Consider the following 14,650-nt stretch of genomic DNA (forward strand, 5'->3'; position numbering starts at 1 on the left):
CCTCACTCTTCAGCCTATTACCGCGCACCGGTGGATGGAGCCACGACGCCAGATCTCGGAACCCGGATCTCTCGCACCGGCCGGAGGCGGGACGAAGCCGGGAAGGGGCGCGGACGGCCGGCTCAGGAGCCCGCGCCCGGCAGCGTGATGCGGACCGTGAGTCCGCCGCCGGGTGTCGGGACGACGGCGATGTCGCCGCGGTGCGCCTCCACGATCGCGGAGACGATCGCCAGCCCGAGCCCGGACCCGCCCGACGCGCGGTTGCGCGACGAGTCCGCGCGGTAGAACCGTTCGAACATCCGCGCCGCCTGCTCGTCGGTCACCCCCGGCCCGTGGTCCCGCACCTCGATCACGACATCTCTCTCGGTCGCGTCCCCCTCGGCCCCGTCCCCGTCGGCTCCGGACCCGACGGCGATCTCCGCCGGCGACCCGACGGGCGTGTGCCGGGCGACGTTCCCGATGAGATTGGTCAGCACCTGCCGCAGCCGGTCCATGTCACCGTCGGTCATGAGGTGACCGACGTCGTCGGACGGGGACAGCCCGACCACGCGGACCTCGCGCGACGGGTCGAGGGCGCGAAGGTCCTGCGCGCTGTCCTCGACGAGGCCGACGACGTCGACCGGCGCGTTCGCGACCGGGCGGCCCTCGTCGAGCCGGGCGAGCACGAGGAGGTCGTTCACGAGCGTCCCCATGCGCCGGGCCGCGTCCTCGACACGGCCCATCGTGTCGGCGACGCGCTCGCCGTCCGGACCGTCGGGGCCGTCGAGCGCGCCCATCCGGTACAGCTCGCCGTAGCCGCGGATGGTCGCGAGCGGCGTGCGCAGCTCGTGCGACGCGTCGGAGACGAACTGGCGCATCCGGGCCTCGGACGCCTCGCGCGTGTCGAAGGCGGTCTCGATCTGCGCCAGCATCGAGTTGAGCGACTCGGCCAGCGATCCCACCTCGGTGGACGGCGGCGGGGCGGGGACCCGCCGGGACAGGTCGCCGGCGGCGATGGACGCGGCGGCGGTCTCGATCTCCCGCAGCTGGCGCAGGGAGCGCCCGATCATCAGCCAGGCCAGGAGGAGGCCGAGCAGCACGATCCCGAGGCCGGCGAGGATGAGCGTGCGGGAGAGGATCGTGACAGCGGCGTCGACCCGGCCGAGCGGAAGCGCGACGAACGCCACCTGGGGGGGCTTGCCCTCTGTCACCGTGCTCGCGTTCACCAGAGGATAGACGCGCCACCGGGAGGCCACGGCCGAACCGCCGGCCGCCCCGACGGTGAACTGCTCGCCGACGCGGTCGGCAACCTCGTCGTAGGTGAGGCCGGGAATCTCGGGCACACCGTACGCCTGGACCACGCTGTCCGTGCGCACCGAGTTGAGGTTGCCGTCGGCCCACTGGTAGGCGATGTAGTAGTCGCTCGGGAGGACCTTGGCCTGGTAGGTCAGGGCCTGGTCGGCGAGCGCTGGGCCCTCCCGCTCAAGCTGCGCGTCCACCTGGCTGATGAGGTAACGGCCCACGACGCCACGCGCGACGATCCCCGTCACGATCAGGCCTGCGGCCAGCAGGAAGGCCGTGATCGCCACGAGACGCATGCGCAGCGGGATCGCGGCGATCCAACCCGAGAGGCCACCGCCGGGCACCGGCTCGACATCCTGCACGGTGCCGGGGCCCGGGGCTTCCCCTGCCGGCGTGCCCTCCTCCACCGGGAGCCCGGCCCCGCTCACGACGCCGCACGCAGCAGGTAGCCGACGCCTCGCTTGGTGTGGATGAGCGCGGGAAGCCGGACCGGCCCGCCGGGCCCGTCGACGGTGAGGTGGTCGATCTTGCGTCGCAGGTACGAGATGTACGACTCGACGATGTTCGCGTCGCCGCCCCAGTCGTACTGCCACACGTGGTCGAGGATCTGCGCCTTGGACAGCACGCGGCCCGCGTTGAGCATGAGGTAGCGCAGCAGCTTGAACTCGGTGGGCGACAGGTCGATCTCGGTGCCGGCGCGGCGCACCTCGTGCGAGTCCTCGTCCATCTCCAGGTCACCGACCTTCAGGACCGCCTCGTCCTCGGGGATCGGGGTGCCCGTGCGCCGCAGCACGGCCCGGATCCGCGCCACGACCTCCTCCAGGCTGAAGGGCTTGGTGACGTAGTCGTCACCGCCGACGGTCAGCCCCTGGATCTTGTCCTGGGTGTCGTCGCGCGCGGTGAGGAAGAGGACGGGAGCCCGCTTGCCGGTGGCGCGCATGCGCCGCGTCACGGTGAACCCGTCCATGTCGGGGAGCATCACGTCCAGCACGACGAGGTCGGGGTCGAGGTCCCGGACCAGCTGGAGCGCGCCGTTGCCGTCGGCCGCGGCATGTACCTCGAACCCCGCGAATCGCAGGGACGTGGCAAGGAGCTCACGGATGTTGGGCTCGTCGTCGACGACGACGAGCCGCGCCTCTGGTGTCGCCATGAATCCAGTGTGCGACCGGAGTCTGACACTTTCCTGAGAGCGGCGTGAAAGTTCCGGGACCGTCGCGAGTGCGTCACGCGGATCCGACGCCGACCACAGCCCGCGGCCGTCCACAAGCCCCCGGCGGCTCGCGGGACGGACGCCGCTCGCACCGCCTAGCGTCGTCACCGGTCCCGGAGCATCGGGCGACGGGACGACGACGGCGGCCCGTGGCCGCGGACAGGGGGAACCATGCGTTACCAGGTGGACAGCGAGCAGATGGGCGCCGCGAGCGGCGCCGTGGCCGGATCCGTCACGGCGGTCCGGGCCGAGGTCGCGGCGATGATGCGGAACCTCGATGCGCTCCAGGGCACGTGGTCCGGCGGCGCGGCGACGGCGTTCGCCGGCACGGTGTCCCAGTGGCGGGCCGCACAGGCCCAGGTCGAGGGGGCGCTGGACGCGATCCAGACGGCTCTGGCCCAGGCCGCCCAGACCTACGCGGACGCGGAGACGACGGCGACCCGGATGTTCAGCTGACGCGGACGCGGCTGAGGCCGCCTCCCCTGGCGGGAGACGGCCTCGGCCGGTCAGGCAGCGGGGCTCAGAAGCCCATGCCGCCCATGTCACCCATGCCGGGGTCGCCGGCCGGAGCGGCCGCCTTCTCCGGCTTGTCGGCCACGACGGCCTCGGTGGTGAGGAACAGCGCGGCGATCGACGCGGCGTTCTGCAGCGCGGAGCGCGTGACCTTGACCGGGTCGTTGACGCCGGCGGCGAGCAGGTCCTCGTAGATGCCGGTCGCGGCGTTCAGGCCGTGGCCGATCTCCAGGCCGCGCACCTTCTCCGCGACGACGCCGCCCTCGAGGCCGGCGTTGATGGCGATCTGCTTGAGCGGGGCGTCGACAGCGGCACGCACGATCTGCGCACCGATGGCCTCGTCGTCCTCGAGGTCGAGCTTCTCGAACGCGATGGCGCTGGCCTGGATCAGGGCCACGCCACCACCGGCGACGATACCCTCCTCGACGGCCGCCTTCGCGTTGCGCACGGCGTCCTCGATGCGGTGCTTGCGCTCCTTGAGCTCCACCTCGGTGGCCGCACCGGCCTTGATGACGGCCACACCGCCGGCCAGCTTGGCGAGGCGCTCCTGCAGCTTCTCGCGGTCGTAGTCGGAGTCCGACTTCTCGATCTCGCTGCGGATCTGGTTCACGCGGCCCGAGATGAGCTCGGCGTCGCCCGAACCCTCGACGATGGTGGTCTCGTCCTTGGTGACGACGACCTTGCGGGCGGTGCCCAGCATGTCGAGCGTGGTGTTCTCCAGCTTGAGACCGACGGTCTCGGAGATGACCTGACCACCCGTGAGGATGGCGATGTCCTGGAGCATGGCCTTGCGGCGGTCGCCGAAGCCCGGAGCCTTGACGGCGACGGACTTGAAGGTGCCGCGGATCTTGTTCAGCACCAGGGTCGCCAGGGCCTCGCCCTCGACGTCCTCGGCGATGATGAGCAGGGCACGGCCCTGCTTCATGACCTGGTCCAGGACCGGGAGCATGTCCTTGACGTTCGAGATCTTCGACTCGACGATCAGGACGTACGGGTCCTCGAGCACGGCCTCCTGGCGCTCGGGGTCCGTCTCGAAGTAGCGCGCGAGGAAGCCCTTGTCGAAGCGCATGCCCTCGGTGAGCTCGAGCTCCAGGCCGAAGGTGTTGGACTCCTCGACGGTGATGACGCCTTCCTTGCCCACCTTGTCGAGGGCCTCGGCGATGAGCTCGCCGATGGCGAGGTCGCCGGCGGAGATCGCCGCCGTGGAGGCGATCTGTTCCTTGGTCTCGACCTCGGTGGCCGAGTTGAGCAGCTGCTCGGTGACCGCCTCGGTGGCCTTCTCGATGCCGCGCTTGACGGCGATCGGGTTGGCGCCGGCCGCGACGACGCGCAGGCCCTCCTTCACGAGCGCCTGGGCGAGCACGGTGGCGGTGGTGGTGCCGTCGCCCGCGACGTCGTCGGTCTTCTTGGCGACCTCCTTGACGAGTTCCGCGCCGATCCGCTCGTAGGCGTCCTCGAGCTCGATCTCCTTCGCGATGGAGACGCCGTCGTTCGTAATGGTGGGGGCGCCCCACTTCTTGTCGAGCACGACGTTGCGGCCCTTGGGGCCGAGCGTCACCTTGACGGTGTCGGCGAGCTGGTTGAGCCCGCGCTCCATGCTCCGACGAGCTTCCTCGTCGAACGCAATCATCTTGGCCATGGGGATGGATCCTCCGCTGGTGGCTGACGTGAGCCGGCTCGGCGCCCGCGACGGACGGCCTGCCGCCTGGACGATCACGTCTCGTCCGGGAAGCAGACCTCACCTGCTCGGCCCTGCTGTCACTCTCAGTGCGAGAGTGCTAAGACATTATTGGCACTCTCCCCCCGAGAGTGCAAGCAGACTCGTCACCGAGGCCGTCGATCTCCCACCCGGCGCCTACCGCGGCGGGCTCGGAGACAGGTCCGGCGGGCGACGGATCTCGAACTCGCGCAGGAGCACCCGCCGGGCAGCGTGCCAGCCCGACATCCCGTGCACCCCCGGCCCGGGCGGTGTCGCCGCCGAGCAGAGGTACACGCCCTCCACACCCGTCGCGTACGGGTCCCAGCGCAGCCCCGCCGGCGCGGGCACACCGAGCATCCGCGGCATGGTGGGCGCCCCTGCGCCGATGTCCCCCCCGACGTAGTTGGCGTTGTGCCCGGTCATCCGTGCGGCCGGCACGCACCGCGCGGCGACGACCACGTCGCGGAACCCTGGCGCGAACCGTTCGACCTGCGCGACGACGTCCTCCGTGACATCCCGTTCCGACCCCGCGGGCACGTGGACGTAGGCCCACAGCGGCCGCAGCCCGTCCACCTCCCGCGCCGGGTCGGTCACCGTCGGGTCGCTGAGCAGGCAGACCGGGTGGGGCGCGTGCCGTCCCGCGGCCACGGCCGCCTCCGCCCCGGCCAGCTGTGCGCGGGTCCCCCCGAGGTGCACGGTCGCCGCACGTCCGACGTCGGGCACGGACCACGGCACCGGACCGCTCAGCGCGAGGTCGACCTTGGCCGCTCCGGCCCCGAACCGGTAGCGTCCCATCGCCGCGCGGGACGACGGCGGCACCCGGTCCCCGAAGACCTGCCCGACGACACCGGGCACCGTGTCGAACAGGTACGTCCGGGCGGGCGGGAGGTCGGCCCGGGTGCGGACCGGGTGCGAGGTCTCGATCTCGCCACCGTGCGCGACGAGGTCCGCGACCAGGGCGTCGACGATCGCCTGCGACCCGCCGACGGGCAGCGCCCACCCGCGTGGCCCGTGCGCGAGCGCGCCGAGCAGCAGCGCGGTCCCGGCGCCGGCGAGCGACGGCAGCGGCGTCATGACGTGTGCGGCGACCCCGGTCAGCAGCGCGGGCGCGACGTCGCCGCCGAAGCGCCTGTCCCACAGCCCGCTCCCCTGCTCGACCAGCCCGGCCCCGAACGAGAGCGCGGCACGAACCCACGCGGCCATCCCACGGCCACCACGCGCCCCTTCGCCCCAGAGGCCGCCACCCCCGGGCCCACCACCCGCTCCTTCGCTCAGCAGGCCATCCTGGCGGGCAGAGCCTCCCACCACGCCGTCCTGCGGGGTGGAAGGGCTCCCACCCCGCACCGTGGCGTGGTCGACGGAAAGGCCGGGGTCCAGCAGGGTGGCGTCGGCGCCGAGAGGGTGTGCGGGGGTTCTCCTGTCACCCATCGCGAGCGCCGTGACCTCCGGCCAGCGGTCGGTCAGCGGACCGATGAGCGCCCGCCAGGCGGCGCCGTCGGGCCCGAGAGCGGCCACCGTCCGGTCGAGGTCGTGGAACGCGAGCCCGGCGCGCGGCGTGCCCGGGCCGGGAAGCGGGTCGAGCGGTTGCGCGTAGGACACCTCGGGCGTGCGGAGCTCGAGACGTTCGGCCAGGCCGAACGCCCGGAAGAAAGGCGACGCCCAGGCCATGGGGTGCACGGCGGAGCAGAGGTCGATCCGCAGCTCCGCGCCCGTCGCGCCGTCGGCCCCCAGCAGGGGCAGGCCGGCACCCCCGCCCGAGCCGGAGGTGTCCGCGGCGAGCTCGGCACCACTGAGCGTCCGCGCTCCGCCCCCGACGGTCGCCTGCGCCTCGAGAACCCGCACGGCCAGGCCGACGCGTGCGAGCGTGACGGCGGCGGCGAGGCCGTTGGGCCCGGAGCCGACGACGACGGCGTCCAGCGGGTGCATGTCTTCATGGAACCACGGGACCACCCGCTCGCGGGAGAGCGGGGCCCGGCCGCGGCAGGCCGCACGACCCGGCCGGGCGGGGTCGTGCGACCTCACTCCGGCGGAACGGCGCGACGGACGATCGACCCGCGGCCGCTTCGATGCGGCCGGGGCCGGTGTGACGGGAGGAGTGGCGAGCGGGTCTGGGCCGCACGCCGTACCGTCGATCGGAGGAACCGGCCAGGGGGGACAACCGGTCGGGGGACTCAGATCAGAGTGGACGGACCATCTCTGCCTGCGGGCCCTTCTGGCCCTGCCCCACTTCGTACTCAACCGCTTGTCCCTCGTCGAGGGTGCGGTAACCGTCGACCTGAATCGCGCTGTAGTGGACGAACAGGTCCTGCCCGCCGGAGGTCGGGGTGATAAAGCCGTACCCCTTCTCCGCGTTGAACCACTTGACGGTGCCCTGGGCCATGCACTTCTCCTTGCATCTCGCGCGGGCCACTCGGTTCGACCCGTGGTGATTCGAGGCTAGTGCGCCAAGTCACACTATGGAACCCCTAAATCCGAATTTAACGGATTCCGCGCAGGGCGAACGTGCAGGTCAAAGCGGTTCAAGTGATACGACGTCGGCCCTGTGGGCACGGAAACAGCCGTGCAGACAGCCTCTCGGTGGCGGATTTCATCGGCCATCCCCGCAGGTTTCGACAGACCCATTGGATTCGACCAATAAACCCAAGGTCACCCGTCTTCTACGGTTCGGCGATGGCCGGGGGACCGGGGTGCACCCTTGAGCAGGCCGTCGAGAATGCGCGCGGAAGCAGACGTGCCCGCCTCGGGAACCGAGGCGGGCACGTCACGAACCGGAGCCGGTGCGCACTACTCCGTCACGCGGGCGCGGTGAACATGAAGACCCAAGCAGCCTGGTCGGAACTGGTGACGGCGTCGTTCATCACGACATTCGAATCCGGAATACCGAGAACCGCGGCGAGCGCCTTGCCTTCCGCCTCACGGCCCTCGCCGAACCAGACCGTGTTGGCCGAGATCCCGCTGACGTCGACACCCTCGGGCGCCGGAGCGGTGCTCACCTCGGCGTTGCTGACTCCCGCCGCTTCGAGGTTGGTGACCGTCGTCGCCGCCAGCTGGTCGACCGTGGCGCCGGTGTTGTGCACCATGTACCCCGCGGTCGGGTCCATCGCCGCGACGAGGTCGGCAGTGCTCGGGCCCTCCGGCTCGGCACTCTGTCCGTTACCGGATCCGTCGCCGCCTTCACCGCCTTCCCCCTGATTCTGGCCGCCGCCCTCACCCTCAGCGCCCTCGCTGGGCTTCCCGGAGGCCTCGGGCGAGACGTTGGCGGTGGGCTCCGCGGCCGAGTCGCCGTCGTCCCCGCCGCCGGACAGGAGGGTGATGCCACCCCACGCGACGCCGGCGCAGACGAGGGCGACCAGCAGGAACGGCCATGCCGAGCTCCAACCGCTGCGCGGCGCGCGATGCACGCCGACCGGTGCGCCGCCGGGCACAGCGACGTCGAACTCGTCGGGCTGGTAGCGGTAGGTGCTGTTCGTCACGGCGGACAGGGTAGCCCAGACGGCTGGGCTTTCAGCCCTTCTCGTCCGCGAGCCGCCGGGCCGACCGCGCCCGCTGGCGTGTCGCGCGCATCCGGCGCAGGCGCTTTACCAGCATCGGGTCGTGCGCGAGTGCTGCGGGTGTGTCGATCAACGCATTCAACACCTGGTAATAACGAGTGGCGTTCATGTCGAACAACTCACGCACGGCTTCTTCCTTCAGCCCGGCGAACTTCCACCACTTGCGCTCGAATGCGAGGATCTCGCGTTCGAGGTCGGAGAGCTCGCCCGCGACCTCGCCCGACGACGGCTCCGCGACGACGCCACCCGCGGGGACGGCGTCGGACTGCTCCGTGGACTCGACCAGCAGCTTGCTCATGGGGGTCACACTACGACCAGGTGAACAGTTGTGTCATTTGTCCCGCGTGTCGCCCCGCTCCAGACACTCCCGCGCGGTCGGCCGACCGCGTCCCGCCATCGTCATTGTCGGTGACCCCGAGTAGTGTCGCGACGCGTGGAGACCATGACACCCGAAACCGACGAAGCCCCAGCTCGCAAGCCGTTGTCCCAGGTCATCGCGCCCGATTGGGCGGAAGCACTGGCCGACGTCGAGCCTCGCGTCCACGAGCTGGGTGACTTCCTGCGCGCGGAGAACGCCGCCGGCCGCGGCTACTTCCCGCCCGGCCCGAACGTGCTCGCCGCGTTCCAGAGGCCGCTGGCCGACGTCCGGGTCCTCGTCGTCGGCCAGGACCCGTACCCGCGGCCCGGCCACGCGATGGGGCTGTCGTTCTCGGTGCAGCCGGAGGTGCGCCCGCTACCGCCGTCCCTGCTGAACATGTACAAGGAGCTGGAGACCGACCTGGGGCTCCCCATGCCGTCCAACGGGGACCTGCGCCCGTGGGCCGAGCAGGGGGTCATGCTGCTCAACAGGGTGCTCACCTGTCAGCCCGGCAAGTCCGACTCCCACGCCGGCAAGGGCTGGGAGGACGTCACCGAGGCCGCCATCAAGGTTCTGGCCGCGCGGGGCGGCCCGCTCGTCGCGGTGCTCTGGGGCGCGAAGGCACGCAACCTGAAGAAGTTCCTCGGGAACGTACCGATCGTGGAGAGCGCCCATCCGTCCCCGCTGTCGGCCCGCAACGGCTTCTTCGGCTCCAAGCCGTACTCCCGCGTCAATGCCCTCCTGGAGGAGCAGGGCGCCGCACCGATCGACTGGCGCCTGCCGTAGGCCGACCGCCGAGGGCGGCGCCGTGACCGACGTACCGGTCGGCGCCGTCCGCCCGCGTGGCACGTCTCACCTCCGAGTACCTGGTACCGGACTGCACAGGTCCCCGCGTCCCGGACACAATGAACGACGTGACCGCGACTTCTCCCCAGCATCCCGAAGCTTCGCACGACGCGGGCCCCACACCCCCGCGCTGGACCCGGTACGTCGCCATCGGCGACTCGTTCAGCGAGGGGCTGTGGGACCCGTACCCCGGCCTGGAGGACACCCAGCGCGGCTGGGCCGACCGCCTGGCGACCTCGCTGAGCGAGCGGCGGACCGCCGCGGGCGCGCCCGCCCTCGAGTACGCGAACCTCGCGATCCGCGGGCGTCTCCTGCGCCGGATCATCGCCGAGCAGCTCGACGTCGCGCTCGGCATGCGGCCGGACCTCGTGTCCCTCGTCGGCGGCGGCAACGACATCCTGCGCCCCGGCGTGGACCTGGAGGGCATCTGCTCCGCGCTCGAGGATGCCGTCGTGGCGATCCGCGCCACGGGTGCCGACGTCCTCCTGGGTACCGGCTTCAAGGCCGGCGGCACCCTGTCCTGGACCAACACCAGGGTCGGCGTCTTCAACGCGAACATCTGGTCGATCGCGCGCCGCCACGACGCCCACATGCTCGACCTCTGGGGCACCCGGTCGCTCTTCGACCTGCGCATGTGGTCCGGCGACCGCATCCACCTCCTCCCGGAGGGACACGACCGCGTCAAGAACGCCGCCCTCGTCGGTCTCGGCCTGTCGCCTGACGACCCCGCCTGGGACGAGCCGCTCCCGCCGGCGCCACGTCAGGCCTTCGCCATCACCACGAGGGAGAACGCGGCCTGGGCCAGGGAGCACGTCGGCCCGTGGGTGAAGCGCCGCGTGACCGGCCGCTCGTCGGGCGACGGCCGCACCCCGAAGTGGCCGGCGACAGAGCCCTGGCCACGCGCCTGAGGGCCCGCGACGGAACAGCGCGCGACCACGCCACCCACCCGACGACGACGGCGGCGAGACGACTCCTGCCCGACGACGCGAAGAGGCCCGGAATCCTGAGGATTCCGGGCCTTCGTGAGCCGCCTGTCGGATTCGAACCGACGACCTTCCGTTTACAAGACGGGAGCTCTACCAGCTGAGCTAAGGCGGCACCGCTCGGGCCGGTCTCGGGCCCGGGCGGGATACAGCCTAGTGCACGTGAGACACGAGATGAGCGGGCGGCCGCCGCCACGCACCAGGGCGTCACGACGGCCGCGCCGCTCACCGCGGCTCGAGCCGGATCACTCGTCGGACGGCCCTTCGTCCGAACTCTTGTCTCGGACTCCTCCGAGCTGAAGTCCTCAGGCAGGAGCGCCGCGAGACGTCACAGTTCAGGTCGCGATGGTGTTGGTCTGTCCAAGCGGGCCAGACCTTTGATCCAACGAGCCGGCTGTCAGGTTCGACGAGCCAACGATCCACAGGCAGCCGTCACCTCACGGGTTGAGGAGTCGGATGTTGGCGCCTTGCACGGTCGAGTGCGAGCACTCCATGAACCACCGCGTGCTCTGGCCCCCTGCTGGGAACTGGATCGTCCTCGTACGGCCGCCCTCGACACTCCCGCAGTCGATGTAGGAACGGACGAAAGCGCCACCCGAACAGCTCGCGAGGAACTCGTAGCCGCGGTTGTTCTCCAGCTTGTACTTGCCGAGGGAGCTGCATGATGCAGTCGGGGTGGCCGCCGCCGGGGCAACTGCGACCATGCCGGCACCGCCGAGCATCCCCGCCGCCAGCACGAGACCAGCGACACGGGTCTTCCAACTCATGAGACCTCCTGACTACGGGTGTTTCGCCATGTTTGCGCCACGAATTTCTTGGGTGATCCACAAGTTAGCCCCGAGGATGAATCACCGCAAGAGGTCCACATCAGGAAATTATGGGCACCACCGCACACTGTTCGCGGGAAGCGCGTGACCCTGTCGATGACACGTCTTCGTGATCTTCGTCACGACAGCTTGCCCGACCCGACGGGTACCGAGCCGCACCGTGCGCAGCGCGAGGGTACCGGAGCCACGAGACCGCCCTCCGTCCCTGAGGGCGCAAAGAAATCGGCCGCTCAACCAGACCGGAGTCTGAGTTGAGCGGCCGATCGAAGGGCCTCTCCGGTTCACTCGGTGGAGGAAGAGTCCTCACCGGTGAGGGTCTCCTTGAGCACCCCTGGTGTCTGCCACTCGTTGTTCACGCCCCAGAGCTCACCCTCGATCTGGATGCGCGGCGTTCCGAACCCACGCTCGCCTGCGAGGTCCGGGTCACTCGTCGCGACGTCTGTCGAAGCTGCCACCCAGTCGCGATAGGTGTCCGTAGCAGTACCGTCGGAGATACCCTCCGCGACATCAGCAGGAACGCCGGCCTGCTCTGCGAAGGCTGCGAGCTGCGGGTCGGCGTGGCCCGCTCCGCCCTCCGCAGGCTGGTTGGCAAACAGCAGGTCGTGGTACTCCATGAACGACTGCGGCGCCTGGTCTGCCACCCACGCGACAGCTGCCGCGGCACGGGTCGAGTACTCACTGCCCTGGGACTGTCGATCCAGGATCGACACCGGGTGCACGACAAGGGCTACGTCGCCCTTCTCTCGCAACTCGGTGATGTCCTCACCGTTCAACGCCTCGAACTGCCCGCAGATGGGGCACATGAAGTCGACGTACACGTCGAGCCGGGGAGCGTCCTCGACCAGTGTCCCCGCTGCGCCGTCCTCGCCCACCGCGATACCCGTGTCGTCGACGACGCCCGCCGGCGCCGAGTCCACCTTCTCGAGCGGCTCCTTCTGCGACTCCGCGAAGATCAACCAGATCGCGACGCCCAGCCCGACGATGAGCAGACCGAGGACGCTGAGCGTGACGATCCGGGCCATCCGCTCGCGCCCCTGCGCCTTCTTCTGCATCGCAAGAGCCTCGGCGCGCGCGGCCTCGCGCCGCTGTGCCTTGGTCATGTTCGACATCGAGTCCTTCTCCTCGGTGCGCGGCCCGCCGGCCAGCATTTCTCCGGCGCCACAGTAGTGACGGCGGCCGACGGTCCGCCGCCGGCGCACGACAGCCTATCCACACAGCCCTGGGAGCGACCTGGGCATCGCATCACTATTCCGTGACGGTCGGTGCGGCCCCTGCGCACGCCGGACCACGCTGCCCGACGACGGTCGCGGACGCCGTCCCGTCACGCCGGGCGAATCCGCAGCACCGAGCCGGTCCGCCTCGACATCACCGCACGTCAGGCCGTTCGGCCAGGGGCCACCAGTCGATCACCAGCGGATCGGCCACGATCGCCGCCGCCCCGAGCCCGACCACCGCGATCGCGAGCACGACGACGACCGCGGCCCCGAACCAGCGGGGCGCCACCGTGGCCAGCAGCACACGGCTCCCCGCGCGTGTGGGCCGAGCCACTGGTCCCCACCAGGCGAGCAGCGTCGTGACGAGCATGGCCGCGGCCAGCACCCAGGTGTCGACCATCGGGTCGTTGGTGCCGCCGACCGAGCGGGACTCGATGTCGTCGAGCGGCAGGACGATGAGCCGGCCCGGAGCGAACAGCCAGAACCCGCCGAGCGCCACGATCGCCCCGACCGCGCTCGCGATCAGCAGCGCCGGCAGCACTCCGAACACGGACCGCACGATGTACCAGGGCAGCAGCAGGGCGGCCCGCCCGATGCCGCCCGTCGGCGTGCCGTGCCGCGCCCTCCGGCTCCACACGTCGTCGGCCGCGGTGCCGGACGTGCGGCACAGCACGCACAGCAGCACGAGCGCCGCGAGCGCCCACCCGGGCCGGGTCGCCCCGACCGCGACGAGGGCGCCGCCCACGGCAGTGAGCGTGCCGGTCCGCGCCGGGTACCGCGGCCGCTGCACGACGGCGGGCGTCGGCGCCGACGCCGCTCCCTGCGGCACCACTCCCTGCGGCACGGTGTCCTGGCCCGCCGGGACGGGCCTCCCCGCGCCAGGGGGCGCGGCACCCTGCGAGGCACCGACCGCATGGCTCCGCACCGAGCGTCCGCGCCCGGGAGCCGCGCCGGCATCCTGGCCCCCGGCACCGGCCCGGGGGCCGTCGCCCGCGGTGCCAGTTCCGGGGCTCTCCAGGGAGACGGCGCTGACCCGCAGGGGCGCCTCCCGCGTGCCACCGCGCCGTTCCGCACCGGTCCTGGTCTCCTGCGTGACCGCCTCGACCACGGCGGTCGGACCGGCCATCACCTGGGTCCGCCGGTCCCCGACGTCGTCGGCCGACGTTCCGGGGCCTGCCTCCGCCCGGGCGGCTGCCACGAAGCCCTCCGACGCCGCCTGCAGGGACCGCGCCACCTCCGTCGGCCCCCAGCGTTCCGCGGGCACCGGGCGCAGCGCGGCCCGCAGCGCCCGCGCGGTGCGCGGTTCGAGCCCCGCGAGGTCGGCGCCACCCTCGCGAGACCTGCGCAGCACGAGCTCCAGCGGCCGGACGCCGAACGGTGAGCGCCCGGTCGCGGCGAAGGCGAGCACGGCGGCCCAGCTCCACCAGTCGGTGTAGGGCGCGGGTTCGCCGCCGTCGAGCAGCTCCGGTGCGAGGTATCCCGGTGTCCCCATGACGAAGCCGGTGCGCGTGGCGCGTGCGTCGCCGGGGCCGTGCGCGAGCCCGAAGTCGATGAGCACGGGACCCGTGGGCGAGATGAGCACGTTCGAGGGCGTCAGGTCGCGGTGCACGACGCCGGCCGCGTGCACCGCCTCGAGCGCGTCGGCGAGCTGGTCGGCGAGCTCGTAGAGGTCCCGCGGGTCGAGCGGCCCGCGGTCGTCGACCTCCTGCTCAAGTGTGGGGCCCTCGACGAGCCGGGTGACGATGAACGCCTCGGTCGCGTCGAGCTCGACGTCGAGCACGGTCGCCACGGCGGGGTGCTTGAGCCGTTGCAGCGCCTTGGCCTCACGGCGGAGCCGCTCGCGCGCCCCGGCCTCGTCCTCCCGCCCGGGAGCGAGCAGCTTGAGCGCGACGGCGTTGCCGCCGTCGTCCGTCGCGCGGTAGACGGTGCCCATCGCACCGCTGCCGACCCGCCCGGTCAGCGTGTACCCGCCGACGACGGCACCCGTGGTGCGGTCACGCACGGAGGCGGTGACAGCACCGGCCTGCGGTTCGGCACCTCCGGCGGCCTCTGCTCCCATGGAGCACACGCTAGCTGGCGAAGGTGGCCATCGCGCGGCAACTCACCCGTGTTCACGCTTCTGACCAGCAATGCGGCGTGATTTTCACATCGCATGAGGTGATGGACAT

Annotated in this window: 13 protein-coding genes and 1 tRNA gene; 3 read left to right on the forward strand and 11 right to left on the reverse strand. The window is 71.5% G+C overall.

Going from position 1 to position 14,650, the window contains the following annotated elements; genetic code table 11:
* Nucleotides 1-122: 122 nt before the first annotated feature.
* On the reverse strand, nt 123-1,709 hold the full coding sequence (locus tag ACYU96_RS15625) for a sensor histidine kinase (protein WP_460755396.1): 1,587 nt from the start codon (nt 1,707-1,709) through the stop codon (nt 123-125).
* A complete protein-coding gene (locus tag ACYU96_RS15630) occupies nt 1,706-2,431 on the reverse strand; it encodes a response regulator transcription factor (protein WP_460755399.1) in 726 nt (241 codons plus the stop codon). Before ACYU96_RS15630 ends, ACYU96_RS15625 begins: the two co-directional genes overlap by 4 nt.
* A gap of 231 nt (nt 2,432-2,662) precedes the next feature.
* Between ACYU96_RS15630 and ACYU96_RS15635 the strand changes: the two genes are divergently transcribed.
* Complete coding sequence (locus ACYU96_RS15635) at nt 2,663-2,947, forward strand: WXG100 family type VII secretion target (protein WP_460755402.1); 285 nt, start codon at nt 2,663-2,665, stop codon at nt 2,945-2,947.
* Nucleotides 2,948-3,011: 64 nt separating this feature from the next.
* Here the strand turns inward: ACYU96_RS15635 and groL are convergent, their stop codons facing one another.
* The 5 genes from groL to ACYU96_RS15660 form a co-directional block, all read right to left on the reverse strand.
* Entirely contained in the window at nt 3,012-4,643 is a 1,632-nt protein-coding gene (gene groL, locus ACYU96_RS15640) for a chaperonin GroEL (protein WP_460755405.1), read from the reverse strand.
* A 216-nt stretch (nt 4,644-4,859) separates the two neighbouring features.
* A complete protein-coding gene (locus tag ACYU96_RS15645) occupies nt 4,860-6,629 on the reverse strand; it encodes a phytoene desaturase family protein (protein WP_460755407.1) in 1,770 nt (589 codons plus the stop codon).
* A 250-nt stretch (nt 6,630-6,879) separates the two neighbouring features.
* On the reverse strand, nt 6,880-7,083 hold the full coding sequence (locus tag ACYU96_RS15650) for a cold-shock protein (protein ID WP_192861768.1): 204 nt from the start codon (nt 7,081-7,083) through the stop codon (nt 6,880-6,882).
* Between the two features lie 412 nt (nt 7,084-7,495).
* Entirely contained in the window at nt 7,496-8,176 is a 681-nt protein-coding gene (locus tag ACYU96_RS15655; protein WP_460755410.1) for a hypothetical protein, read from the reverse strand.
* A gap of 31 nt (nt 8,177-8,207) precedes the next feature.
* Complete coding sequence (locus ACYU96_RS15660; RefSeq protein ID WP_460755413.1) at nt 8,208-8,552, reverse strand: DUF3263 domain-containing protein; 345 nt, start codon at nt 8,550-8,552, stop codon at nt 8,208-8,210.
* Between the two features lie 144 nt (nt 8,553-8,696).
* On the opposite strand from ACYU96_RS15660, the gene ACYU96_RS15665 reads away from it, so the two are divergent.
* Both ACYU96_RS15665 and ACYU96_RS15670 read left to right on the forward strand, forming a co-directional pair.
* Entirely contained in the window at nt 8,697-9,398 is a 702-nt protein-coding gene (locus ACYU96_RS15665) for a uracil-DNA glycosylase (RefSeq protein WP_460755415.1), read from the forward strand.
* A 119-nt stretch (nt 9,399-9,517) separates the two neighbouring features.
* A complete protein-coding gene (locus ACYU96_RS15670) occupies nt 9,518-10,366 on the forward strand; it encodes an SGNH/GDSL hydrolase family protein (protein WP_460755418.1) in 849 nt (282 codons plus the stop codon).
* Nucleotides 10,367-10,483: 117 nt separating this feature from the next.
* Here the strand turns inward: ACYU96_RS15670 and ACYU96_RS15675 are convergent.
* From ACYU96_RS15675 to ACYU96_RS15690, 4 genes are all read right to left on the reverse strand, one after another.
* Nucleotides 10,484-10,556: transfer RNA gene (locus ACYU96_RS15675), tRNA-Thr, on the reverse strand.
* A gap of 322 nt (nt 10,557-10,878) precedes the next feature.
* On the reverse strand, nt 10,879-11,208 hold the full coding sequence (locus ACYU96_RS15680) for a hypothetical protein (protein ID WP_460755421.1): 330 nt from the start codon (nt 11,206-11,208) through the stop codon (nt 10,879-10,881).
* 341 nt (nt 11,209-11,549) lie between these two features.
* Nucleotides 11,550-12,368 (reverse strand): DsbA family protein, encoded by an 819-nt coding sequence (locus ACYU96_RS15685; RefSeq protein WP_460755423.1) that lies wholly within the window; start codon nt 12,366-12,368, stop codon nt 11,550-11,552.
* Nucleotides 12,369-12,633: 265 nt separating this feature from the next.
* Nucleotides 12,634-14,541, reverse strand: a complete 1,908-nt coding sequence (locus ACYU96_RS15690; protein ID WP_460755426.1) for a serine/threonine-protein kinase — start codon at nt 14,539-14,541, stop codon at nt 12,634-12,636.
* Nucleotides 14,542-14,650 lie beyond the last annotated feature (109 nt).

This window comes from Myceligenerans cantabricum (genome assembly GCF_054777735.1).